Source organism: Christiangramia pacifica, assembly GCF_057221535.1.
Genome location: NZ_CM170146.1, coordinates 2,278,019 through 2,301,748, shown reverse-complemented (window position 1 = coordinate 2,301,748; position 23,730 = coordinate 2,278,019). Strand labels below are relative to the sequence as shown.

Sequence of the window (23,730 nt, the reverse complement as noted above, 5' to 3'; positions counted from 1 at the left end):
TAAATTGAATTATAACCTTATTGGTTTATATGATGCTCTGGAATTCAATCTGTGAAGTTTTTCTTTGACTTTTGTTGAATTTTCGTATGCCAGGAAATAGTATATTACAAAGAACATGAAGTACATAATCATGGTTTTCTGACGGATCATGATTCCCAGGTTTGACATAATAAATGTCATTGCGAAAGATGTAAGTACAAAGATCATCATGCAAGACTTCACATGAGAAGGTGCTTTTTTCCAGAATTTGAAAAAATTCAGTTTTAAAATTTTTCCAAAAAGCAATAAATAAATTAAATTTTCAATGGAAACTATGATTCCCAAAAATCCCGGAGCATCCAGAAACAATGGTCTAAACCAAAAAGTGAAGATTTTTTCAGGAAGACTATAACCAGCCATATTGATTCCCGAAGTAGCAGAACTTAATTTTTCAGATCTGTTATTTGAAAACTCAAGAAAATCTGCTATCAAATTATTAGAATTACCAAGGTTAACTACACCAAGTATTTGGTCATGCAACAGGAATAATCCGAACAGGATCGAAAGTCCGCCCAACACTTTATATTTTTTTGCAATAAGATTTTTCCCGAAATATAAACCGTATAAACCACCGATGCATATCAATAAGAACATATGTGGCCTAATTGCAAATACCAGAATAGAGGAAAAAATTAACCCAAATTTTCTCTCTGATGGTTTACTGATAGAAAATGCAAAAAGCATTAATCCGAAGAAAATCAAAGCTCCCTTCCCTAAAGATGCAGACCAAAAGTGCATATTAGGAAAAAACAGAATTAAGGTTAAAAGATCAATCTTCTTAAAAACCAGGACCTTCTCCTTAATATTCTCTTTAAAGAACAAAAATCCTAGTACAAACCCCCAATACCCAATCCAGGTAAAAAGTAGCATCATCATCTCATAGGAGAATCCCATAAAATTTATAAAGGGATAGGAAATAAAGTCAATAAAAGTAGTTTCTGTACCAAAAAGATCTAGCCAATTTCCTTCATGATTAATTGTCCTACCGAAATATGCCTTACTATCTGAAGGCATGAATGAAGCATAACAGTAGTAAATCATCCCAAAGACAATATGGTAGAAGAAAAGAAAATTCATTTTTCTTTTAGAGAAAAAGAAAAATGAGCTTTCCAGCTTCTTAAGAATCTTCTGATTCAGTAAAAACAGAAAAGGGATCAGAAAAAAAACTTCCAGAATATTCATTAATAATTCAAAGTCTATCATCATATCATTTTGATTGACTAAGAATTAAGCAAAGGACTTGCCAAGAAGCATATTCCCACTAAAACACGAAAATACTATATTTTATATATAATAATTGATTCGAATTTCCACATAATAAAAAAAAAGGGTCACATTTGCGACCCTTTATTTTATTTGAGATAAATCTTAATCTGGAACAACTCTAACAGTCAATTTAACTGAATCAGAACAATCACCATCAGAAATAGTGTATATTGTGGAATAATCTCCTAAATTATCTTCTGTTTCATTAAATTTATCTATCAAACTCCAAATTGACGGATCAAATGTTCCATTTCTTGGAACTCCTGGATCTAACATTCCAAATAGTATCTGGCGTACTTCATCCCAGCTTTCAATTGCTACAACTTCACTATATTTAATAGTTCTAAGATTGTCAGTTCCTGCATCTAAACTACATTCAGGGTCACTTATTTCTTCATTAGGCAGAACTGTATAAGTCAAATTCACTGAATCTGAACAATCACCATCTTTGATGGTATATGTAACCGTATAATCGCCCAATTTTACTTCATTCGCATTAAATTGATCAATGATTGACCATATGGAAGGATCAAAAGAACCGTTTCTTGGTACTCCTGGTTGTAGTAGTCTAAAATAGAGCTGACGAACTTCATCCCAACTTTCAATTCCTACTGCCTCGGATAGTAAAATTGTTCCAGAATTATCAGGTCCAGCATCCAGTTCACAAACAGGATCACTTATTTCATCTGCAATGACAGTATAAGTTAAAATAACAGAATCAACACAATCTCCATTATTTACAGTATATGTTGTTGAATAATCTCCTGTTTTAACTTCATTAGAGTTAAATTGATCAATAATACTCCAGATAGATTGGTCGAAAGTTCCAGTTCGAGGCACTTCTGCTGGCAATAATCTGAAATATAATTGTCTAACTTCATCCCAACTTCCAATAGCCTGTGCCACCGAAACAGAAATTTCCCCTGAATTGTCTGGTCCGGCACAACCGACTCCCTCAACACCAATGTCAATTGAGTTTATTTCATCTTCTAATAATCCATCAATTGGTTCTTTGGAGCAGCTTGCAAGTAAGAACCCAACAATAAAAAAATAAAGTAATTTTGCTTTCATAATCATCATAAATTTAGAATGGTAAGTTTCAAATTTAAACCATCTAAACCTTGTGATTAAAAAATTTCGTTATAGAGAGAATTTACTTGTTAAAGCTATGAATAATAAAAATTTTAAGCATTTTTTTACAAGACTTAAGTTTTCTTTTGTAATATTCAAGTAGAATTTATTTTATTAATTATCTGGCAACACCCTTATAGTAAGATTCACACTATCAGAACATTCACCTTCACCCAAGACGTAAGTAACAGTGAAGTCATCTAATTTATCTTCGTAATCCAAAGAATTATAATTATCGGTTAATTGACGAATGCTAGGAATGTAAATACCATCAGTTTTATTTACACCAGGTTCAAGCATATTTGCAAAAAGCTTACGAACCTCATCATAACTAGGAAGCGCTGCTACTTCAGAATAAGTAATAGTTCTAAAACTATCATCACCCGCATAATTATCAAAAGCTGTAATAGTATAATTAAAATAAGACCAATGTGAGTCCTCATCATTATTCGCCCATGCACCTATCTTTCTTTTGCTATCCCCAAATTCGGTATATACTGCTATATATATTTCATTTAGTGAACTAACCTTCAAGTCCTCAAATGAGTAGGTTTTAGTAATCGTATAAACATCATCACTTAACTTATATCTATATTCCATTCGAGCTGGAATCAATTGATTTTTACCTACAACTGGAAAATCAGATATATTTTGCGCTATATGAACATAAACATTATTTAATTTTAAGGATTTAGATTCTACCTCGACTTGCAAATAATCGTTATAATTTCTCACTTCAACATTTCCATAAGACGAAATATCAAATGAAGTCACACTACATCCATCGACCTCATAGGTTAGATCAAAATTTTCAAAATTTGAATCTAAAGAATCATCGCTCTTAGAGCATGATATTAATAAAAAGGCTATCAGCACACTTAAAATTCTTTTCATCTGTAAATCATTTTTAGATATAGAATTCCTAAAATAGCAGCTTTAAGCGTTAGAATAAAAATTAAACTAACTTTTTCGATATTAGTGTTAATTATATAGACATAATACTAATATTTTAATTTTTCCTACGTAACATTTACACTAACAATCAAATTGCGTATAATAAAAACATAATATATTTGGATAAAACTCAAAATTTATATGAAAAAGAAATTAGTTATTTATGGAATTGGAAAATTTACGGATTATATCACCTATTTATTTTCTTATGACAGTACTTACGAAATTGTAGGATACTGTCTAGAAGAAAATTATTTATCTAAAATCGACATAAACAAACTTGACAAGCCTGTAGTCAGCCTTGAAAAGATTTCTAAAACATTTCCTGCAACTAATCATTCTATCTTCATAGCCGTAGGTGATGACAAGATTAGAACCAGAATATTTAACCAATTTAAAGAAATGAAGTATTCCATGGCGAATTATATTTCTTCTAAGTCTATCACTTATCCTGACCTACAGATCGGTGAAAATGTTTTTATTTCTGAAGATACTGCAATTCAGCCCTTCGTTAAAATTCTAGATAATTCGTTTTTAATTGGAGCAAGAGTTGGTCACCATTGCATAATTGGTAAGAATACTTTAATAAGTTTATCTTCGATTGGTGCAAATTCAATAATTGGTGATAATACATTTCTTGGCATTAATTCAGCCATAAAACCAAACACGACGGTGGAAAAAGAAAATATTATAGGAATGGGATGTATTATAACAAATAACACAAAGGAATCAGAAGTGTACAGTAATTCTACAACTAAAAAAAGATCACTTAATTATAATGATATTGCCGGAAAGTATCTGTAGGAATAATTAATTTTTCGAAAAACTAATGGATAAAAACAGATTCTTAAAAAAATTTCAGGTCGAGGAGGTAAAAGAATATTCCAATAGAGTGTCGAGTACTCCGAAAGTTTCTGTTTTGATACAAACCTACCAACAAGTTGAATTTATTGAAATTTGCTTGGATAGTGTACTCAATCAAAAAACGGAATTTTCTTTTGAAGTGATCCTTGGAGATGATAATTCTACCGATGGAACTAGAGAAATTTGTCTAATGTACGCCGAAAAATATCCTGAAAAGATCAGACTTTTTTTACATAATCAAGCTAATAAGATGACCTTAAACGGACTTAAGACAGGTAATTTTAATGTGCTTTATAATTATTTTCACTCAAATGGTGAATACCTGGCATTTTGTGAAGGAGATGATTACTGGACTGATGAATTTAAACTTCAGAAACAAATTAATTTCTTAGAGAATAATAAGGAGTACATATCATCTTATTACCCGTTTAAGGTTATGATACAAAATAAAATTAATTTAAATGATCATTTTTATTTGGCTCAACCTTTGATAGACATAGCTGCTGAAGACCTCCAAAAATTAAAATTCCACCCTCATATTTCAACCATTTGCTTTAGGAAAGTTTTCCATGAGCTGCCTGAACAAATTTCTGAAGTTATAAATATTGACAGCTTTATAATTAGCTTGCTGGGCAAATATGGAAAAATGAAATTTATTGAGGATATTAAACCTTCGGTATACAGAAGACATTTAGAAGGTATTTGGACTAAACAATCCAAATTAATCAATTTTGAATTAAAAGTTTTGCTTTATGATAAACTTGAAAGCTTTTATAGAGACAATAATTTAATTCAACAAAAAATGTATTTTAAATTTGAAAAAATGAATATTTTAAAAAGTTTAATCATTTTAAATCTAAAATCATTCAAAATATTTAGTACATTTAAAACTACGATAAGATTATTAAGCACAAGGCTTAAATAGCTTAATAAATAATATTTTGACTAGAGGTTTAAAACTCCATCGGTTTAAACTATAAGATATTTTATAATACTTTAATGCTAAACAATTTTTAGCAATCTTTTCGTACAAAAACCCAAGTAGATAATTCAATCTTGAATAGGAAACTTTATTCTTTTCATATAAACCCCTATGTTTTTCCAAAATATGCTGAGTCGAGTATATTCTATCAATAATTGTGGCACTCTCTCTTTTTTCAGCTGTAATAATATTAGCTAAGACCTTGTCAATAATTTTAATTTTTAATCCTTTAAACTTAGAAATTCTAAGTCCTAGCTCATAATTTTCACCAAAATTTAAATCTGTATCGAACATACCTGATTTAATCAATAAGTCTTTTTTATAACAAATACTTCCTGCCAAAAACGAGGCTTCTATATTATTATACAATTTCTCAAGCCTTTCCGGTTTCCAAATTTTGTTCTTTCCATTTATCCTTCTATTAACACTCCAACAAATAAAATCAAAGTTTTGAAAACTAATTTTTTTAAGATTTGCAAGCAAATTATTATACAGATAATCATCAGAATCCAAGAAAATTATGTAATTACCGTCTGCCATTTTTACCCCAGAATTTCGAGCTGCTGAAACACCTGCATTTTGCTGGAACCTATATTTAATTCTATCATCTAAAAGATAATTGCTAATTGCTTGCTGAGTGCCATCAGAAGAACCATCATCAATTATGATTAATTGCCAATGAGCATCGGTTTGAGCTAATATACTTTTAATAGCTCTAAGAAGTAAGTTTGATCGATTGTATGTTGGAATAACAAATGAAATTTCTACAGACACTTTTTCTCAATATTACAATACTAACTCTCCCATGGATTTTGACTGAAAATTAAATTTACGTTTACAATATTGATAATGCTTCAACAATATCTCCAATTGTTTGAGAGAGACTTCTGGATTATCACCAAAATTATGGGGATGCCACCATAAATGATAAACTTCTCCTGCTTTTGCCGCCTTAGTCATCTCATTTCTAATTCTTATCATCTTGAATTTTTCAGCAATTTTGTTACCAGAATAAGGTCTTAAGAATCTACTAGAGCTTTGACAGCTAGGCAATTCTTTTTCTAAATTTTTTATATCCTGCGAGAGATAAGATTTATTATTAAAACCAAAGTAGGCATCAGCCGTTCTAAATATCTTTTGAGATAGTTGATCAACTTGAGTATTCTCCCAATACCAGAATTTAGGGTTTGAACGAACATTTTCTATTCCTAATTTCTTACAAAAACCAAGATACTCTTTATTAAATTGATTTCTTGGAAAAACTAATGATTGAATGGTTAATGCAAAATTATCAGCTACCTCAATAGCTTTCCTTAAATCTGATTCAAAAGCTTGGATATTTTGCCCTTTCTCTAAACAATAATAATGAGAATAAGTGTGAGTGCCTATTTCCTGATTTGAAATATTTTTTATTAATCTAATTAAATCTGGAGCAAAACATAAATTTTCAGTTTTTTTACTTTGAATTTTACTTCCATAATTATAAGCAGAAAACTCTTTATTTGAATATTCAGGTTGAATTTCAGGAATATTAGCATTCCACTCATCCCAATCATGGTTGAATAACATACCTACCGTGGCCCAGGTACAACTAATGTGATATTTCTCGAATAAGGATAATATTCTAGGAATTACGCTGCGAGTATTCATAAAATATTGAACTTTTTCCTCCCAATTTATTTTATCAAATACTCCCCAAAGAAGTTCAAAATCTAAAGTTATTACTAATGTACCCGAATCATGATGTTTCATTTATTATTTATCTTGCTTTTTACAATGGATTAAAATTTAGGAATGCTGCAGCTTGCTTAAAATATTTCTTCTTTTAATAAATTTATCATATTTTTCTTGAGCAAGGAAATAATAAATGCCAAAGAACAAAAAATACATAACCATTGATTTCTGCCTCATTATAATCCCTAAATTAGACATGACGAAGGTCATAGCTAAAGAGGAAAGAAAGAAGACTGTTAAACTCATTTTTACGCTAATAGGTGATTTCTTAAGGAATTTGAAAAATCTTTTATTTAAGATCTTTAAAAACAATAATAAGTATACTAAATTCTCCACAGAGACAATTAAACCTAATACCCCAGGAGCATCAAAAAATAATGGACGAAACCAAAATGTGAATAATTTAAGTGGCAAGGGATAAGAAGCCATATTTACTCCAGATCCAGATTTACTTAACTCTCCAGATCTATCATTAGAAAAGCTTTCAAAATCTTCTACAAGATCCTCCGACCCATCTAAGCCAGCCATTCCTAAAATTTGATCCTGAACCAAAACCAAACCGCCTATCATAGCTATATAAATTAAAAGTTTCCGCCGAAAAGATATTTTTTCGCTTCCGGTCATATACCCTAAAACTGTTCCAATTCCTACAAACAAAAAAACATGAGGCCTTATAAAATATATCATAAAACAACTCAAAATTAAAGGTATTATTCTTTTTCTCGATTTAGTAATAGCATAGGCATACATCATTAGCCCCATAAAAATTGGTGCTCCCTTTCCTAAAGAAGCTGTCCAGAAGTGCATATTGGGTAGAAATAGAATAAGTATTAAAAAATCTAAATTCTTAAATACTCTTATTTTTAATGGAATATTTTCTCTAAAAAAAAGATAAGCATACACAAAGCCTAAATAACCAAACCATGCATATAATACCATCATCATTTCATAGTTAAAACCTAAAAAATTGATAAATGGATACGAAAGAAAATCAATGAAAGTGGTACTGGTTCCAAAAAAGTCTAACCAATCTAAAAATTGATTATTCGGCCTATCAAAGTAAGCTAGAGAATCTGATGGATTATTTAATGCGTATATAAAATAAACTATAAAAAAAAAGAAATGATAGAGGAAAAGACTATTCATTAATTTTTTTGAGAAGAATCTATGCTTCTTTTCGAATCCACTGAACATAATTTGGCTCAGTAGAAATAAAAAAATTATAAGAAATAGTGCTTTTACCATAATCTAGAATAATTCCAGGTCTCCTATACTGTAAGCCCAATTTTTTATCTGCATTAGTCTTTGACTAAAATCCTGGTCTAAATTTATCTTCTTCACTGTTAAAACCGGACCTATTCCAGAGGTGAAATTAAAAAAACCAAGAGTTTTCTGGTTGGGTTCACAGGTAATAATATGGGCTCTATTCTCTTTGGCTTTAGACCTTATCCATTTATTAATTTTTTTTTCAATGGTTGCATTCGCAATGATCATTTCTACAATCCTAAGCTCTTTAATTCTGCCTCTCTTTTTTAAATAAATTGCTGCATACCCTTCTGGTGAGTTATAAACTACATATTCTTGTAACGGATTTTTTTCATATCTCCAGGTTAAAAATTTTCTGGATTTCGGCGTATACAATCCTATAGACTCCAGTCTTCTATTGTGTTCTGTAAGTAATTCCTTTTGTTTGACAAGATCCTCATCATTAAGCTTAGAAAAATTATTATTAAAACTAACTTCCTTGTTTCTCAACAGAAACCAAAATGGATTAACCAAGCTAACCAAAATTCTAATATTATCTACTTCCTGCCAGCCCATTTTTAGGTAGCCAGGTTTACTTTGGTCATTTGGTGTATTGAACACAAAATGATCTCCTCTTTCTCTAGATAACTCCAACGCCTTAAGCGTTAATTTCTTAAAAATACCTTTTCCCTGATGCTCCGGATGAGTTGCAGTATCTACAGCTCTAAAAGAAGAAAATTCTTCTTCTAAATACTGCCATTGCCACCTCATAAATGCACGAACTCCAATAATTTTTTTATCCTCTTCAGCTACCAAAACTAAAGACCTTCCAAAAGGATTTTCAATATGTTTATATCTCCAAACTTCTTCATTCTTTTTCGAAGATATCTCTCCAAGGCTAGCTTTTAGCACCTGAATTATCTGAGGTATATCTTGTTCTGTTGCTTCTCTTATAATCATAAGGTTATTGCTTCTGAGAATAGTTTAAATAATTCTGCTCAAGTTGTGAGACCATGCTTTCCATACTAAAGCCTTCTACAACTCTTTTTCTAGCCCTTCCCTTTAATAATCTAAGCTTATTGGGATTATTAATTAAATCATTTCCCAACTCTACCAATTTTTCCCAGTTATCTACTTCACAGAGTAATCCATCTTCATTATTTCTAATAACTTCTTTAATCCCTCCAGCATCTGTAGAAATAACCGCACACTCCATACTCATAGATTCTAATAATGCAATGGGAAGTCCCTCGAAAGAAGAGCTCATCATAAATATATCCATAGCTTCAAAATAAGGTTTAACATTCGTCTTTAAACCAGGAAAAAAGACTCGTTTCTCCAGATTCAGTTCGTTTACAGACTGCATTATTTCTTCTTGCAAAGGGCCTGCACCAACTATAATACCATACACATTCTTATTTTTCTCATAAATAGCTTTAAAAATTTTTAGCCATTCTACAAGTCTTTTCTGGAACCTAAATACAGCGACATTACCAAAAACGATAGCATCTTCAGGAATATTAAATTCTTTTCTTATATGAGAATTTTCTGTCCTTACAAAACTATTGGTATTTACCCCATTTAGGATCGTTTCGACAGGAATTTTGGGATTAATATTAGACCGTATCGAATCACTCACATCGTTGGATACACCTATGGCCATACTTTGATAATTAAAAGATAACCTATTAATCAGTTTGGTAATCCAATGATATCTCTCCTGCATATTATGTTCAGAATATACCATTGGTAATTTGGTAATAGAATGAACATACCTCCCTAAGAAACCAGCCCAGGGAAGATGACAATGTATTATTTGTATTTCATTATTTTTGCAATAATTAACCACCTTTCTAGCCTGTAGCAGCAGTTCTAAATTATTTTTTGCGCTGAAGCATTCAACTTTACCCCCGGATTCTTTAATATCCTTCACCATTTGATCTTTCCAAGGCAAAAAATATATATAATGAAATTCAAAAAATGATTTATCGTGAATTTTTAGTGATTCTGGTAAAAGCATTTCTGCTCCTCCTCTTCCTAAAGATTTAATTATATGGAGAACTTTTACTTTTTGCATTCTTTTCCTTAACGAATTTGAATAGTTTTAAAAACTTATAAACAGAAATTAAAGTAGGAGGGGTTTGAGGTTTAAAATCTTCATAATACCTTTTTATAAGCAGTGATGAATTTTTGAGATATATTCTCATTCAAATAAAATTGAATAACCATATTTTGAGCATTTCCAACTCTTACGCAAACTTTATTGAGAAATATGTCCTGAACTGCCTGTACAAAAGCAGGTTCATTATCCTTTTCAATTAAAGCTCCGGTAGTACTATTTACAACTTCAGAAATTCCCCCTACATCATATGCAACCACAGGTGTTCTACAAGACATTGCTTCAAGAATTACCCCTGGAAGCCCCTCAATGACACTGGGTAAGACAAAAACATTTGCAGATTTTAAATAAGGAAAAGGATTTTTCATTTCTTTATAAAAGTGAACACAATCCTGAAGTTTCATTTGTTCTACAATTTTTATTATATTTTCCTTCAAAGGACCTGTACCAATTAAATGTAGGTGAGCTTGTGTATTGTTTTTTCTTATTTCAAAGAATATACGTAACAAACCGGCATGATTTTTTTCTCTTGTAAAAGAACCAATATGCAGAATATTGAACCAGTCGTTCCTAAAAAAATTTGAACTTTTATCATCCTCCAGTTTGTTTCTCTCTATCCCTACAGGAATTACAATACTTTTTAATTCAGTAAAAGGAAATAATTTATTTAAATCCTGTTTTGACGCATTAGAAACGGAGACAACCAGCTTTACTTTTTTAAGTAAAAAAGCATTGATTTTTTTTGAAAAAGCATTTTTTATATAAAAACTTGAAGAACTTGCATTTCTATAGATGATGGGCGTTTTCCATTTAAATAAAAGCTGGGAAAACACCGCGTATTTTAGGGTGTCTGAGGCGTTTGCCTGAACAATATCCGGTTTATAATTACGTATAACCTCATCTAGCTCTTTCCAGCCTTTGAAATCAAGAAATCGGTTATTTCGTGGTCTACTAAAACTTTTTATTTTTTTCCTAAATGGAAGTTTTGCCTGCCCATTATATATACTATAAATTTCAACCTCATGTCCCATTTCAATTAAATGTTCCGAAAGTTGCGAGCAAAAAACTTCGGCTCCCCGAAATTGCTTCTTTTGAATTAACTGCAAAACCTTGAGCTTATTACTTAATTTTAGTGAATCGCTATTTAAGGAGAAATTCGGGTCCGTGGCAAGACCCAAATAAAGTCTTTCAAATTTCCTAGCATTTTTGACGGGATTAAATTCCTGCTTAACTAATTTATAAGCATTTTTACCTAAAGACTTAGTTAGGTCTGGGTCTTCGGCTAGCTCAATTATTCTTTTTTTAAATTCCTCCTTATCAAAATCATTTATAATAAACCCCGTCTCATTGGGTTTCAAAACTTCCTGAACCCCACCCACATTGGTTGAGATAGAAGGTTTTACCTGAGCAGCAGCTTCAAGGATAACTCCTGGAACACCTTCTACAAAACTGGAAAGAACAAAAAAATCAGAATTAGCAAGCAGCTCAGGAATATCTTTCCTAAAACCTAGGAGAAATACGGTATCTCCCAAATCTTTATATTCAATTTCCTCTTGTATACTTTTAAAAGTGATTCCACTACCAACACATACCAGTTTGATTAAAGGATGGGACTCTTTGAGCTCTGTAAAAATATCAAGTAGTAACTTATGATTTTTTTCTGGACTAAAATTACCAATATGGATAGCAATTTTTGTTTCCTCAGATAGACCTAAACTGGATTTTAAATTATTCTCTTTCTCAAAGGCTACATTTTTCAAAGGAATTCCCCTTCGAATAACGGAGGTTTTAACTTCAGGATAATTAAAAGTTGTGATCAGGTCCTTAATAGATTCTGTACCTACAGATGAAACGTGGTCCACGCGTTTAAACACAACTTTATAAAGGCACTTTTTCAATACTCCATTAACCCATTCACTAATTACACTAATATTTCTATAAACGATAGGAATTTTTGAAATAAATAAAGACGCAGCAACCATATATTTCAAGGTATCTGAGCCATTACATTGAACAACATCTGGTTTCTCCTGCTTGATAAATTGCACCAGTTTTTTTAAAAGTCGAATAGAAAAACCTATACTCTTAGACTCGCTAAGATCAAAATTTTTTGCACCTTCCACTTTTAAGACATCAGTATCATTTTTATAAAGACCTACGAATAATACCTCATGACCAAAAATAATCAGCTCAGAACTTAAATTCGCAGCAAAAACTTCCGCCCCCCTATATTGACGTTTTGTGACTAATTGTAGAATTTTCATCTTTCTAATAATTGATCATAGGTCAACTCATATTCATCAACAATTTTATTTATTGAGAAATCAATCAATGCCTTGTTGTAAGCTAAATCTAATTTTGCATCCCAATCAATCGATTTTGCCTTATCCATTTTGGAAACCAGATCTTGGATATTTCCAGGTTCAAAGATTAAACTGGTCTCTTTACTAACACATTCCAAATTTTCGGGTATTCTGGAGGCAATTATAGGAGTCTTTGAAAACATGGCTTCAACCAGGGCTCCAGGTAATCCTTCATAATAAGATGGAAAAATAAAATAGTTTGATTTAAACAATAATTCCGGAACATCATTTCTCTGACCAAGTAACTCAACTTTGTCATTAAGACCTAATTTTGTTATTTTGATTTCCAATTCCTTTCTTAAAGGACCTTCTCCAACTAAAATCAATTTAGAAGCAGGATATTTTATTATATGCTCAGCAAAGGCATCAATTAAGTCTAATTGACCTTTCCTTTTAATTAATCTCCCTACACAAACATAAAGATCTTTCAAGTTTTCTTTAGTCTTTTCAACTTGTATATTTAACCTATTGAAAACTTCTGGATCTCTGCCTCGGTAAATGACTTTTACTTTCCCTTGATTAATACCAAGTGCCCTTGAGGTAGTTCTTTTAATTGTTTCTGAGTTGGAGAAATAAAGATCAACTTTTGAAGATGACTTTGCATCTCGAATTTGAATAAACAATAGTTTTAAAGCTCTTATTAATGGTAAAGTCCTGTATCGTTGGATTCCATAAGTATTATTAACCAGACTATTTATAAGAAGATATTTATTTTCTCTGCTTAATTTCCTTGAAACTAAACAGGATCTAATCAAAGTGGCATGAATTATTTGGGGTTTAATTCTGGAAACAATTTTATCTAATTCATCCTTAATGAAAGATTCCTTTGTTCCTTTTTCCAGGTCTAGGCTTATAACCTCTATACCTCTTTGAATATATTCATTTTTTAGATGTGAACCTTTAAATAAAGTTGCTATGACTGGTTTATATTTTTTGAATCTACTTGAGATTTCTAAAATACTACGTTCAGCACCACCAATTTCTAAAGTATCCAGGATAAATAAAACAATAGACTCTCCTTCTAAATTTTTCATTTTAGCTTGATAATTTTTTATGAAATTTTCTTGCTGTTTTATTGGGAAATAATTTAAACAAACTATACAGGATGGATGGTTTAATCCCATCAAATCTAATTTTAGAATATGCTTTTTTGGCCAGGTTAAAATCTTCGTCGTATAACGAAAGCCATAGCAGTTTATAATACCATTTAAACCTTAATATCTCATTTTTAAGTATTGTCTCTCTATTTTTATCAATGATTATATCGTAAGATTTTTTCTTTTCTGAAAAGTCTGATCTAACACTTCCAGGTTGAGTATGTATGTATAGTAATATTTCTTCTAATACGGTATATTGAAATTTCTTTCGTAGCCTGATTAAAAAATCTGTATCTACGGCGGTTCTCAATCTTTCATCAAACTTTAAATCTGAAAAACATTTCCTGTTAATAAGGAAACCCCTCCCAATTCCCACATGTAATTCATAAAGAAATTGATCGGGCTGGCGTCCAGTCTTAGGAATCCAGATAGAATCTGAATAGGTTCCATCTATGGCCACAGTTCTGGTACCAGACCAAAGAAAATCAGCATCTTTACAATTACTAAGTTTATTAAAGGCTTTTTCCAAATAAGCCGGTAAATATTCGTCATCACTATCTAAGAAGGCAATATATTCCCCCTTAGCGGCGTTCACCCCAACATTTCTTGCGACAGCGTTTCCTCCATTTTCTTGGCAGGCAATAAATTTTATTCTATCATCCTCAAATGATTCTACTACTTCTTTAGTATTATCACTTGAAAAATCATCAACTATTATATATTCCCAATTATCATAAGTTTGACTAATTACACTTTCTATAGCCTTGGAAATTAGATGTCCTCTGTTATAAGTAGGGGTGATTATACTAATTCTAGGGTTCATATACATTATATTTGGATCAAAATATTAAATAGCGGAAAAACTTTAAATATGCTTTTGGATTAATAAAATTATTTTTAATCGCCTTAGCCTGCCAGTAGAGAGCCTCTTTTTTTTTATTTAATTGAAATGCATTAAATGCAATCGTCTCAGCAAATGAATAAGGATAATTGTAATTCGTTTCCGGCAATTGTTTATATTTTGTATATAAATAAATATAGGTCTGAATAATTTTTCTTTTTCTAAGTGTATTTTTTACCTCACTGTTATTGTAATAATATTTAAATGTCAAAAAATCACCCTGTACAACCTGTAGCCTCTTTTTTTTGCAAAAATCGGTCAACCTAATGAATAATTCCCAGTTTTCTGAATATGAAAGATTTTTATCATATCCCCCAACCGTGTTAAAAAGATCTTTGGAAACAATATAAGAACCAACTAAATTATTTAATCTATAATTTTGAAATAATGCTCCCTTATTTCTGGGTTTAACTTCAATATTAGGTGAATGAATATAATTTCCGCATGCAATCCCTACATTTTTATTATCCTTTAAAATTTGAATAAAATCAGCAATGATATTTTCAAAAAATTCATCGTCAGCATCCAAAAATATCAAATAGTCTCTCTTAGATTTAGTTACACCAAAATTTCTAGCGGCAGTTACGCCTTGATTAGCTTGATAATAATATTTTAATCTTTGATCATCATAACTGCTAATAACATCCTTAGTATTATCGGTACTTCCATCATCGATTATCACTAATTCCCAGTCATCAGAGGTCTGATTTAAAACCGAATCTATTGTTTTCCCAATAGATTCCCCTGAATTGTATGCTGCTATCACTATTGAAATCATAAATGCACTTTATCAAATGCCTCATTTAATCCAGATTTTAGCTTTGAAAGATCTGGAAGAATAGCCTCATTTTCAAGAACATCTATAGAAAGTAGTTTTGAGGATAATATTACCGGAGACACTTGCATTCCAAGGCTATTAAAATAATCATTGAATTTAAAATTACCTCCACCGATTTCATTGCTAAATTTCACCCATACAGAAGGTATCCCATATGCTTGGGAAATAATTACACCATGAAGTGAACTAGAAATTGTGAATTCACAGGATTTTATATTCCTAACAAATTCCTCCATATCTGAAAATACATCAATAAACTTGACATTTTCATCGGATTTGTACTTTTCTACTATTTCCAAATCTTTATCTACATAATGAGGTATTAGCCCCATTTTCTTCTCTTGCTTTACATCCAAATCAAAATAATCCGGTAAAAGAATCGCCGGATCACCATAAACCTCCGGAACTTCAACACCTAATTCATTTAATTTTTTACGAGTCAAAGGCCCCCTGCACGCATAAACTTTTTCTGGCTTTACTGGCATCGAAGATTTCTCATTCCTAAAACCGGATCCAAGAACATGTAAGTTTTTTACTCCTGAATTATCCAATACACTACCGATAAAAGAATAGACTGGAATCATTCCGGTGTTCAATGATTCTCTTATATTAATCGTTTTTTTATTAAAAACTTTTTCAAACAAAAAAGGATTAAGTGCATCACCAATATTTTTAGAAGTTATATCATTTTCTGACCACTTGACTAAACACCTCTCATTATTGGATAGCATCTTTAATTGAGTTATGATTCTATTTATCATTTCTTTTTTTATAAAGTTTATGCAGTGATATTAATTCCTGCTTATTTAACAAAAATGTAAATATCAGTATTAAAAAAGCTAAGCAAATTAATTTTAAAAAGCTCTCGTATAAGAAGTTTATGCTTAGAAAATGAAATATAAGGTAACAAATTAATATAGCTATTAAAGATGGAAATAAACCTTTAAAGAACTCTTTTAGAACTTTAAGTGATTGCAGATTTAACCATTTTTCCATAACGAACAAATTCATCATAGCTCCTATAATTCTTGATATGAGCACACCTCCTGCAGCTCCTATAATCCCATGGTATTTAACACCGATGAAGATCAGAGGTAAATAAAATACCATTACCTTAATTAATTGAACTTTAAATTCTAGACCTGGAAGGTTATTCGCTCTCAATAAACTAGGAAACGATGCTGTAATAATTTGAACAATAACTGATAATGAAATTATTCGGATTATAATTAAACTTTCCGCCCACTTTTCACCAAATAAAAACAATAAAAAATTGGGGTCATAAAATAAAAGAGTCATTAAGGGAACTATTACCAGCGAATTAAAAAATACGCTTTTTGTGTATATATTAAACTGTTTGATTTTATCATTTTGATATTGAGAATAGATCGGAAATAATACTGAATTGATAACGGAATTGATCTGTGCCCTAATAGCATCGGTTAAAATAAAAGCAAATGAATAAAGCCCTAATTCTACCTTACCAATAAATTTTCCTATTAATAAATAATCTCCTTGTGAAGCAAATTGAGATACTAAACCGGAAAAAGTTGTAAAAACTCCAAATCCGAATAAATCTTTAAAATGTTTCTCTTTCCATATAAATCTGGGCTTCCAACCAGTAGCCAAGAAATATTGCGGCATTGCAATTATAAAATGCGCTACTGAGTTAAAAACTAATGACCAAACACCAAATCCCAAATATGCCAGAAGTAAAGCTAGTAAACCGGAAAAAATACTACTGGAGTTATTAATGATGGCTAATCTCTTAAAGTCTAAAGCCCTTGTAAGTTGGGCACGATGAACTAGGTTTACCGGACTAGCAAGTACCCCGATACTCAAAACAGGAATGATACTTTTTAATATCTCTTCATCGTAAAACCAGCCGGCAAAAGGTGCAACTACGAAGGTTATTATCAAATAGATCAAAACTGACCAGATAGTTCCAGTCCAGAAAGCTGTTTGAAAATAATCATCTGATAATTCCTCTTTTTTTCTTTGTATTAGAGCTACTCCAAATCCCAGATCATTAAAAATTTTAATAAAACTGGTAAAAACAACAGCCATTCCAATGATTCCAAAATCTTCGGGAAAAAGTAATCGGGCAAGAAAAAGCTTTATTATAAAACTAAAAGATCTCTGAATAATTGCCTGTAACGAAGTCCAAAATATGCCAGAAAAAATTGCCTTAACAGCCATAAATGATTATTAGATTTATATCCAATTTTTTCCAGTTAATTTTTCGAAACTATATATGGGACTAAGAATTCGTAAAATTCTAAGTGCTTTATAAATTGTCTTATTATTACCAAAAATAATTGTGATTTCGTTTATAAAAAACTGTACATAAAAATCGATAACTATAAAAGGATATTTTTTAATTAAATCTGTAGATATATATTGTTTAATAGTTTTTCTGAATTTCAAACGCTTCCAGAAATTCACTGCCTCATTATTTTTTCTAAAACTAATTGAATTCGAATGGTATCTATATTTAACTGTAGGTACTGAATTATAAAAAAGCTTAAAACCAGCCTTTGTAGCCATTAGGTATAAGGGAAAATCTTCATTAGGAAATCTTTCATCATAACCACCTAGTTCAATTAATGCACTCCTTTTGTAGAAAAGAGTAGGTGGACTCATCGGATAATTTTTTATAAGTAAGAATTGAAATTGATTTTTTGCAGACAGATTATAAAACCTTGGAGTTGATTGGTATGTAACATTTATTTTTTCAAAGTCTGAATGATTTTCATCAAAAAAAACTGGCCGACTAAACAGAAAATTACATGATTTGTTTTTATCAATAAAAGCTAGATTAGATCCTATACAATTTTCTAATAATATATCATCTCCCGCAATAAGTTTAATCCATTTTCCAGTACTAATTTTTAATCCTTTATTACAATTTCCAGGAATGCCCTTATTCTTATCAGATTCAAGTAAAATAACATTTTTAAAAAAAACCTCATTTTTTCCAATCCATTCTCTACAAATTTCAACCGTGTCATCACTTGATGAATCATCAGTAATTATCAATTCTATATTTTTATATGTTTGATTTTTTGCACTTTCTAAAGTTTCTAAAACAAAATCAGAACTGTTATAAGTCATAACAATAATTGATACTAAAGCATGTTCCTCCATATATTAAAAAATCGAATCCGCTTATTGTAAAAAAAATAAACTTCTAATTAAATTTATTTACCACCTGTATTACATTTTCAGCTTCTTCAATCGTAAGAACAGGACTAATTGGCAAACTCAATACTTCAGAGTGTATCTGTTCGGTAATTGGTAGGTGAAAATTATTCATTACTGCATAAGCTCTCTGTTTATGAGGCGGCTTAGGATAATGTATTAAAGATTGAATACCCTCTTGTTCTAAATATTGTTGTAACTTATTTCTATTAGAACATCTTATAACAAATAAATGCCATACGTGACCTTCCTCATTAATCACTTTTGGCATGGTTATTCTGGGATTATTAATTTTTTTTAGATAATGTTTAGCAATAATTCTTCTAGCTTTATAATCCTTCTCAATATATTTAAATTTCACATTTAGAAAAGCAGCTTGAATTTCGTCTAATCTGCTGTTTAAACCCTGGAAGTCATTAATGTATTTTTGCTTACTTCCATAATTTCCCAAAGCTCTGATTACTTCAGCTATCTTATAATCATTAGTTGATACCGCACCAGCATCTCCAAGCGCTCCTAAATTTTTACCTGGATAAAAGCTAAATCCCGCGGCATGTCCTAAAGCTCCTGATTTTTTTACTCTTCCATCTCGAAATTTAAATTCTGCTCCAATAGCTTGTGCGTTATCCTCAATTATCTTTAAACCATGTATTTCAGCTAAATTTTCTAAATTCTCATTCCAACAAACCTGACCGTAGAGATGTACAACCATTATAGCCTTTGTACTAGCTGTAATACTATCCTCAATTTTAGTTAAATCAAGATTATATGTATTAGGATCGGGCTCCACTAGCACTGGCTTTAGATCATTATCAGTAATTGCTAGTATTGAAGCTATATAGGTGTTGGCAGGAACAATTATCTCATCCCCCTTTTGGAGTACTCCTATTTCAATATAGGCCCTAAAAATTAGGCGTAAAGCGTCTAATCCATTTCCTACTCCGATAACATGATTAACATTTAAATATTCTGATAAATTTGACTCAAACTCATTTAGGTTTTCACCATGGAGATACCAACCGGAATCTATTACCCGAGAGGCAGCTTGTTTTAATTCCGTAGCATAACCCTCATTTATTTTTTTTAAATCTAAAAATTTTATCATTGGTGGTTTTTTAAAAACTGTAATAATGATTTATCATCAGTATAATCAAAAATAGTTTTTTGGTGAACATCTTTCAAATCCAGTCTAGCTCCTGAATTTAAAAGCAATTCCAAAATTCCAAAATCTCTGTTCTTTAAATAAGAATCTTTAGCGAACATTAGGGGCGTCGTTCCATTTAAATTTGACCTATTTGGATTGACCCCATTGGCCATTAAAATTTCAACGACTTCTTTGGAACCGTTGTAACAAGCAATAATTAAAGGACTCCAACCATTTTTGTTCAATTTATTTAAATTCGGGATATATTTGATTATAGATGAAATCTTACTATAATCATTAATTTCCGCAGATTCGACTAGCAAATTATAATAGAATTTATATAAAATGACATCGTAATCAATTGTACTAACCACTAACTTTTCATCATCATCTTTTAATATTTCACCTGGCTTTTTAAAAGAATTAGTTTCTAGAATTTCGCATTTATATACTTCTATACCATTAAATTGGGGCACTTGATAAACGGGAAAAGTAAATGCTCTAACAAATTGATCTATTTGATTTGCAGTCTGATAAATATTAATCTCATTATTGGAAAAATCAACCGAAGTTCTGCTAAAATATGTTGATCCAAAAGAAGATTGTCTTCGTGAATTAATATTATTATTTATAATGTCTTCCAAAAGTTCACATACCAATTTGGTGCCGGCTTCCAAATATGAATAGTAAAGGTCTTCACATGAATAACCGGCAATATTAATTTTTTGCTGTGAAATAATGTTTCCTGTATCAATTCCACTATCTATTTCATGTAATGTAACTCCTGAGTAAGATTTACCGTGAAGGATCGGTAATAAAGAAGTAAACATTCCTTTATACTCCGGCAAAAGAGAAAAATGAATATTATATAATCTTTTTGATTTGAATCTTGAAGGATTAATAATCTTATCAAATTCAAGTGATAAAAAGATTAAATCATCTATTTCTTCAACCTCATCAATAGTTTGGATACTTATATCCTCTAACTGGGCATAGAAACCTAATGATTTTTGCCAATTATTTCGACAAGAATCCGTTTTATTCAAAACCACACAAACATTTTCTTTTCCAATGAGGGCTATTAAGTGATAAAGACACTCTACTGCAATATTATTTTTTCCTGCAACACAAACTTTCATTGAGTCTTCTTTATATTTTTGAATAAATCATAGTCTCTTATATAATCCTTTTCAGAATAAATTTCAGATGCTAATACCAAACATACCGATCCGGAAGAAAATTCGAATAATTCCCTCCAAATTCCAGGAACAACTAAAAGTCCATAGTCAGGTCTATTTAATTTAATAATCTTTTTGTTCCTTCCATCGTCCAAAAGAATATCGAAACTACCTGCAGTGGCGACAATTAATTGATATAAATTTTTATGAGCATGAGCTCCTCTATTTTCACCTCCAGGAATATCATATAAATAATATATTCTTTTTATATCAAAAGGTAAATGAATATTACTTTCTACTACTGTAATATTCCCAGCTCGATTTTGCACCTTATTTAGTGGAATAACCATGCAATCAAAAACGGAATTCTTTGTCATTGGAAATTTTTAAATTCAGAATAATTTCTAATATAATCTTCCTCACAAAAATTTGTAGAACTTAATACTAAGGCAACAGAATTGGTAGAGAAATTTGTCATTTGTCTCCAATACCCAGATGGAATATACAAACCATAGTACGATCTCCTTAATGAAAATACCTTTGAATCTGAAGCATCATCCTCAACAGTAACATCAAAACTCCCGGATAGAGCAATTATTACTTCATTTTGCTTTCTAAAAGCATGGCCCCCTCTATTCATTCCTCCCGGGACATCATAAATCCAATAAACTCTTTCTATCTTAAAAGGTATTTGATTATTCTCCTCGGCGAACGACAAATTGCCTCTTGGATCATCAAATTTTGGTAACTTTATTATTTTAGCTTTCATTTAGAAATCTTTTCAGGTATTCGCCATACTTGCTTTTTCCATATTTCCTAATTGCAAGCTCCAGTTTAAATTTATCAATAAAGTTATGTAGATATGCTACTTCTTCAATACACCCGATCATTTCGCTTTGCCTATTTTGAAGAACTCTAATAAATTCCGTGGCATCATCAAGGGATTCAACAGTACCGGTATCAAACCAACTCATTCCACGCGTCATAACTCCTACTTCAAGGTCTCCACTTTCAAGATACATTTGATTTATGCTCGATATTTCTTTTTCACCACGAGCAGAAGGCTTTACTTTTTTTGAATATTCAACTACCCTATTGTCATAAAAATACAACCCGGGAACTGCATATTTAGATTTAGGAGTTTTTGGTTTTTCTTCAATACTTAGAGCTTTATATTTCTCATCGAATTCAACCACTCCATACCTTTGTGGATCTTTAACAGGGTATGCAAAAATTGAAGCACCATTGATATCGGCTTTACTTCTTAGTAAACTACCTAATCCATTCCCGTGAAAAATATTATCGCCCAAGGCTAAGGCTACTTTATCGTTTCCTATAAACTCTTCGCCAATAATAAAAGCCTCCGCCAAACCGTTAGGCTCTTCCTGTACTGCATATTTGAAATGGCAACCTACCTGAGAACCATCACCTAAAAGTTTTTTAAACAACTCCTGGTCATGAGGAGTTGTGATAAAGAGAATATCCTTTATACCGGCAAGCATAAGAACAGATAATGGATAATATATCATGGGTTTATCATAAACCGGCAATAATTGCTTACTTACTGCTATGGTAATTGGGTATAACCTAGTGCCACTTCCTCCTGCTAAAATTATTCCTTTCATCAGTTGTATTGTTTATTATAATAATTTTGATATTCTCCAGAGGTGACATTTTTTAACCATTCCTCATTTTGCAGATACCAATCGATAGTTTTAGACAATCCTTCTTCAAAAGTTACGCTGGGTGTCCATTTTAATTCCTCATTTATTTTTGAAGCATCAATAGCGTATCTTTTATCATGACCCGGCCTGTCTTTTACATAGGAAATTAAATCTTCTGAAGAACCTATTTTTCTGCCAAGTTTCTCGTCCATTTGTCTACATAACAATTGAACCAGGTCTATATTTTTCCATTCATTAAACCCTCCTATATTATATGTTGCCTTATTTTCACCCTTATGAAAAGCCAAATCTATGGCTTTTGCATGATCAATAACATAAAGCCAATCGCGTGTATAATTTCCATCTCCATAGACAGGCAAAGACTTTTTATTCACAATATTGTTAATAAATAAAGGAATTAATTTCTCAGGAAATTGATTAGGCCCATAATTGTTGGAACAATTAGAAATAATATACGGTAGACCGTATGTTTCTCCATAAGCTCTCACAAAATGATCTGATGCTGCTTTCGAAGCGGAATAGGGAGAATTTGGATTGTAAGCCGTGGTTTCCGAAAATAAACCTTTATCTCCCAACGTCCCATATACCTCATCTGTACTTATATGGTAAAAGAGCCTATCCTGAAAATCATCTTTCCAATTTTTCAAGGCAGCATTTAAAAGATTCATGGTTCCTATTACGTTGGTTCTAACAAAAATTAGTGGATCACTTATAGATCGATCTACATGAGATTCTGCAGCCAGGTGGATAACTTTTTGGAAATTAAATTTTTCAAAAAGAGAATTAATCGCATCAGCATTATTAATATCCGCTTTTAGAAAAGTATAATTATTCCTGGATTCAATATCCTTTAAATTTTCTAGATTCCCCGCATAAGTGAGATCATCCAAGTTGAAAATTTCATAATTTGGATAATTATTTACAAAAAGGCGAACCACATGAGACCCAATAAATCCGGCACCTCCGGTAATTAAAACTTTCATTCTTCT

Annotated in this window: 23 protein-coding genes; 2 read left to right on the top strand and 21 right to left on the bottom strand. The window is 31.1% G+C overall.

Going from position 1 to position 23,730, the window contains the following annotated elements:
- Positions 1–9: 9 nt before the first annotated feature.
- From AC2S94_RS10665 to AC2S94_RS10655, 3 genes are all read right to left on the bottom strand, one after another.
- A complete protein-coding gene (locus tag AC2S94_RS10665) occupies positions 10–1,245 on the bottom strand; it encodes a hypothetical protein (protein ID WP_484628589.1) in 1,236 nt (411 codons plus the stop codon).
- A gap of 162 nt (positions 1,246–1,407) precedes the next feature.
- The gene (locus tag AC2S94_RS10660; RefSeq protein ID WP_484628588.1) at positions 1,408–2,376 is read right to left on the bottom strand and encodes a hypothetical protein; all 969 of its coding nucleotides are present in this window, start codon (positions 2,374–2,376) and stop codon (positions 1,408–1,410) included.
- A gap of 174 nt (positions 2,377–2,550) precedes the next feature.
- Positions 2,551–3,330: a hypothetical protein gene (locus AC2S94_RS10655; RefSeq protein WP_484628587.1), complete on the bottom strand. Its 780-nt coding sequence runs from the start codon at positions 3,328–3,330 to the stop codon at positions 2,551–2,553.
- 201 nt (positions 3,331–3,531) lie between these two features.
- Here AC2S94_RS10655 and AC2S94_RS10650 point away from each other — a divergent pair, with 201 nt between their 5' ends.
- Together AC2S94_RS10650 and AC2S94_RS10645 are read left to right on the top strand one after the other, a co-directional pair.
- Positions 3,532–4,194 carry a PglD-related sugar-binding protein gene (locus AC2S94_RS10650; protein WP_484628586.1) on the top strand — a complete coding sequence of 221 codons (663 nt, stop codon included), beginning with the start codon at positions 3,532–3,534 and terminating at the stop codon, positions 4,192–4,194.
- Between the two features lie 25 nt (positions 4,195–4,219).
- On the top strand, positions 4,220–5,179 hold the full coding sequence (locus tag AC2S94_RS10645; protein WP_484628585.1) for a glycosyltransferase family 2 protein: 960 nt from the start codon (positions 4,220–4,222) through the stop codon (positions 5,177–5,179).
- Here the strand turns inward: AC2S94_RS10645 and AC2S94_RS10640 are convergent.
- The 18 genes from AC2S94_RS10640 to rfbB form a co-directional block, all read right to left on the bottom strand.
- Positions 5,159–6,010, bottom strand: coding sequence for a glycosyltransferase family 2 protein (locus tag AC2S94_RS10640; RefSeq protein WP_484628584.1), 852 nt, complete (start codon positions 6,008–6,010; stop codon positions 5,159–5,161). The genes AC2S94_RS10645 and AC2S94_RS10640 overlap by 21 nt on opposite strands.
- 12 nt (positions 6,011–6,022) lie before the next feature.
- Positions 6,023–6,988, bottom strand: a complete 966-nt coding sequence (locus tag AC2S94_RS10635; RefSeq protein ID WP_484628583.1) for a polysaccharide deacetylase family protein — start codon at positions 6,986–6,988, stop codon at positions 6,023–6,025.
- A gap of 36 nt (positions 6,989–7,024) precedes the next feature.
- Entirely contained in the window at positions 7,025–8,215 is a 1,191-nt protein-coding gene (locus AC2S94_RS10630; protein ID WP_484628582.1) for a hypothetical protein, read from the bottom strand.
- A gap of 3 nt (positions 8,216–8,218) precedes the next feature.
- Positions 8,219–9,175 carry a GNAT family N-acetyltransferase gene (locus AC2S94_RS10625; protein ID WP_484628581.1) on the bottom strand — a complete coding sequence of 319 codons (957 nt, stop codon included), beginning with the start codon at positions 9,173–9,175 and terminating at the stop codon, positions 8,219–8,221.
- A 4-nt stretch (positions 9,176–9,179) separates the two neighbouring features.
- Positions 9,180–10,292, bottom strand: coding sequence for a glycosyltransferase (locus AC2S94_RS10620; RefSeq protein WP_484628580.1), 1,113 nt, complete (start codon positions 10,290–10,292; stop codon positions 9,180–9,182).
- 80 nt (positions 10,293–10,372) lie between these two features.
- Positions 10,373–12,598, bottom strand: coding sequence for a glycosyltransferase (locus AC2S94_RS10615; protein WP_484628579.1), 2,226 nt, complete (start codon positions 12,596–12,598; stop codon positions 10,373–10,375).
- Positions 12,595–13,731 (bottom strand): glycosyltransferase, encoded by a 1,137-nt coding sequence (locus tag AC2S94_RS10610; RefSeq protein ID WP_484628578.1) that lies wholly within the window; start codon positions 13,729–13,731, stop codon positions 12,595–12,597. Before AC2S94_RS10610 ends, AC2S94_RS10615 begins: the two co-directional genes overlap by 4 nt.
- 1 nt (position 13,732) lies before the next feature.
- Positions 13,733–14,617 (bottom strand): glycosyltransferase family 2 protein, encoded by an 885-nt coding sequence (locus tag AC2S94_RS10605; RefSeq protein WP_484628577.1) that lies wholly within the window; start codon positions 14,615–14,617, stop codon positions 13,733–13,735.
- A gap of 16 nt (positions 14,618–14,633) precedes the next feature.
- Positions 14,634–15,473 (bottom strand): glycosyltransferase family 2 protein, encoded by an 840-nt coding sequence (locus AC2S94_RS10600; protein WP_484628576.1) that lies wholly within the window; start codon positions 15,471–15,473, stop codon positions 14,634–14,636.
- Entirely contained in the window at positions 15,470–16,294 is an 825-nt protein-coding gene (locus AC2S94_RS10595) for a polysaccharide pyruvyl transferase family protein (RefSeq protein WP_484628575.1), read from the bottom strand. Before AC2S94_RS10595 ends, AC2S94_RS10600 begins: the two co-directional genes overlap by 4 nt.
- Positions 16,284–17,732: a lipopolysaccharide biosynthesis protein gene (locus tag AC2S94_RS10590; protein ID WP_484628574.1), complete on the bottom strand. Its 1,449-nt coding sequence runs from the start codon at positions 17,730–17,732 to the stop codon at positions 16,284–16,286. The genes AC2S94_RS10595 and AC2S94_RS10590 overlap by 11 nt, the downstream gene beginning before the upstream one ends.
- Positions 17,733–17,747: 15 nt before the next feature.
- Positions 17,748–18,680 (bottom strand): glycosyltransferase family 2 protein, encoded by a 933-nt coding sequence (locus AC2S94_RS10585; protein WP_484628573.1) that lies wholly within the window; start codon positions 18,678–18,680, stop codon positions 17,748–17,750.
- A gap of 43 nt (positions 18,681–18,723) precedes the next feature.
- Entirely contained in the window at positions 18,724–19,839 is a 1,116-nt protein-coding gene (locus tag AC2S94_RS10580; RefSeq protein ID WP_484628572.1) for a DegT/DnrJ/EryC1/StrS family aminotransferase, read from the bottom strand.
- The gene (locus AC2S94_RS10575; protein WP_484628571.1) at positions 19,836–21,017 is read right to left on the bottom strand and encodes a formyltransferase family protein; all 1,182 of its coding nucleotides are present in this window, start codon (positions 21,015–21,017) and stop codon (positions 19,836–19,838) included. Before AC2S94_RS10575 ends, AC2S94_RS10580 begins: the two co-directional genes overlap by 4 nt.
- The gene (locus AC2S94_RS10570; RefSeq protein ID WP_484628570.1) at positions 21,014–21,433 is read right to left on the bottom strand and encodes a sugar 3,4-ketoisomerase; all 420 of its coding nucleotides are present in this window, start codon (positions 21,431–21,433) and stop codon (positions 21,014–21,016) included. Before AC2S94_RS10570 ends, AC2S94_RS10575 begins: the two co-directional genes overlap by 4 nt.
- Positions 21,430–21,825 (bottom strand): sugar 3,4-ketoisomerase, encoded by a 396-nt coding sequence (locus tag AC2S94_RS10565; RefSeq protein ID WP_484628569.1) that lies wholly within the window; start codon positions 21,823–21,825, stop codon positions 21,430–21,432. The genes AC2S94_RS10570 and AC2S94_RS10565 overlap by 4 nt, the downstream gene beginning before the upstream one ends.
- A complete protein-coding gene (gene rfbA, locus AC2S94_RS10560; RefSeq protein ID WP_484628568.1) occupies positions 21,815–22,681 on the bottom strand; it encodes a glucose-1-phosphate thymidylyltransferase RfbA in 867 nt (288 codons plus the stop codon). Before rfbA ends, AC2S94_RS10565 begins: the two co-directional genes overlap by 11 nt.
- Positions 22,681–23,724: a dTDP-glucose 4,6-dehydratase gene (rfbB, locus tag AC2S94_RS10555; RefSeq protein ID WP_484628567.1), complete on the bottom strand. Its 1,044-nt coding sequence runs from the start codon at positions 23,722–23,724 to the stop codon at positions 22,681–22,683. The genes rfbA and rfbB overlap by 1 nt, the downstream gene beginning before the upstream one ends.
- Positions 23,725–23,730: the final 6 nt, after the last annotated feature.

What these genes read in the sequence shown, in the direction of transcription:
- AC2S94_RS10665 (WP_484628589.1), bottom strand. Translation starts at nt 1,245, where the DNA reads ATGATGATAGACTTTGAATTATTAATGAATATTCTGGAAGTTTTTTTT.
- AC2S94_RS10660 (WP_484628588.1), bottom strand. Translation starts at nt 2,376, where the DNA reads ATGAAAGCAAAATTACTTTATTTTTTTATTGTTGGGTTCTTACTTGCA.
- AC2S94_RS10655 (WP_484628587.1), bottom strand. Translation starts at nt 3,330, where the DNA reads ATGAAAAGAATTTTAAGTGTGCTGATAGCCTTTTTATTAATATCATGC.
- AC2S94_RS10650 (WP_484628586.1), top strand. Translation starts at nt 3,532, where the DNA reads ATGAAAAAGAAATTAGTTATTTATGGAATTGGAAAATTTACGGATTAT.
- AC2S94_RS10645 (WP_484628585.1), top strand. Translation starts at nt 4,220, where the DNA reads ATGGATAAAAACAGATTCTTAAAAAAATTTCAGGTCGAGGAGGTAAAA.
- AC2S94_RS10635 (WP_484628583.1), bottom strand. Translation starts at nt 6,988, where the DNA reads ATGAAACATCATGATTCGGGTACATTAGTAATAACTTTAGATTTTGAA.
- AC2S94_RS10630 (WP_484628582.1), bottom strand. Translation starts at nt 8,215, where the DNA reads ATGGTAAAAGCACTATTTCTTATAATTTTTTTATTTCTACTGAGCCAA.
- AC2S94_RS10625 (WP_484628581.1), bottom strand. Translation starts at nt 9,175, where the DNA reads ATGATTATAAGAGAAGCAACAGAACAAGATATACCTCAGATAATTCAG.
- AC2S94_RS10620 (WP_484628580.1), bottom strand. Translation starts at nt 10,292, where the DNA reads ATGCAAAAAGTAAAAGTTCTCCATATAATTAAATCTTTAGGAAGAGGA.
- AC2S94_RS10615 (WP_484628579.1), bottom strand. Translation starts at nt 12,598, where the DNA reads ATGAAAATTCTACAATTAGTCACAAAACGTCAATATAGGGGGGCGGAA.
- AC2S94_RS10610 (WP_484628578.1), bottom strand. Translation starts at nt 13,731, where the DNA reads ATGAAAAATTTAGAAGGAGAGTCTATTGTTTTATTTATCCTGGATACT.
- AC2S94_RS10605 (WP_484628577.1), bottom strand. Translation starts at nt 14,617, where the DNA reads ATGAACCCTAGAATTAGTATAATCACCCCTACTTATAACAGAGGACAT.
- AC2S94_RS10600 (WP_484628576.1), bottom strand. Translation starts at nt 15,473, where the DNA reads ATGATTTCAATAGTGATAGCAGCATACAATTCAGGGGAATCTATTGGG.
- AC2S94_RS10595 (WP_484628575.1), bottom strand. Translation starts at nt 16,294, where the DNA reads ATGATAAATAGAATCATAACTCAATTAAAGATGCTATCCAATAATGAG.
- AC2S94_RS10590 (WP_484628574.1), bottom strand. Translation starts at nt 17,732, where the DNA reads ATGGCTGTTAAGGCAATTTTTTCTGGCATATTTTGGACTTCGTTACAG.
- AC2S94_RS10585 (WP_484628573.1), bottom strand. Translation starts at nt 18,680, where the DNA reads ATGGAGGAACATGCTTTAGTATCAATTATTGTTATGACTTATAACAGT.
- AC2S94_RS10580 (WP_484628572.1), bottom strand. Translation starts at nt 19,839, where the DNA reads ATGATAAAATTTTTAGATTTAAAAAAAATAAATGAGGGTTATGCTACG.
- AC2S94_RS10575 (WP_484628571.1), bottom strand. Translation starts at nt 21,017, where the DNA reads ATGAAAGTTTGTGTTGCAGGAAAAAATAATATTGCAGTAGAGTGTCTT.
- AC2S94_RS10570 (WP_484628570.1), bottom strand. Translation starts at nt 21,433, where the DNA reads ATGACAAAGAATTCCGTTTTTGATTGCATGGTTATTCCACTAAATAAG.
- AC2S94_RS10565 (WP_484628569.1), bottom strand. Translation starts at nt 21,825, where the DNA reads ATGAAAGCTAAAATAATAAAGTTACCAAAATTTGATGATCCAAGAGGC.
- rfbA (WP_484628568.1), bottom strand. Translation starts at nt 22,681, where the DNA reads ATGAAAGGAATAATTTTAGCAGGAGGAAGTGGCACTAGGTTATACCCA.
- rfbB (WP_484628567.1), bottom strand. Translation starts at nt 23,724, where the DNA reads ATGAAAGTTTTAATTACCGGAGGTGCCGGATTTATTGGGTCTCATGTG.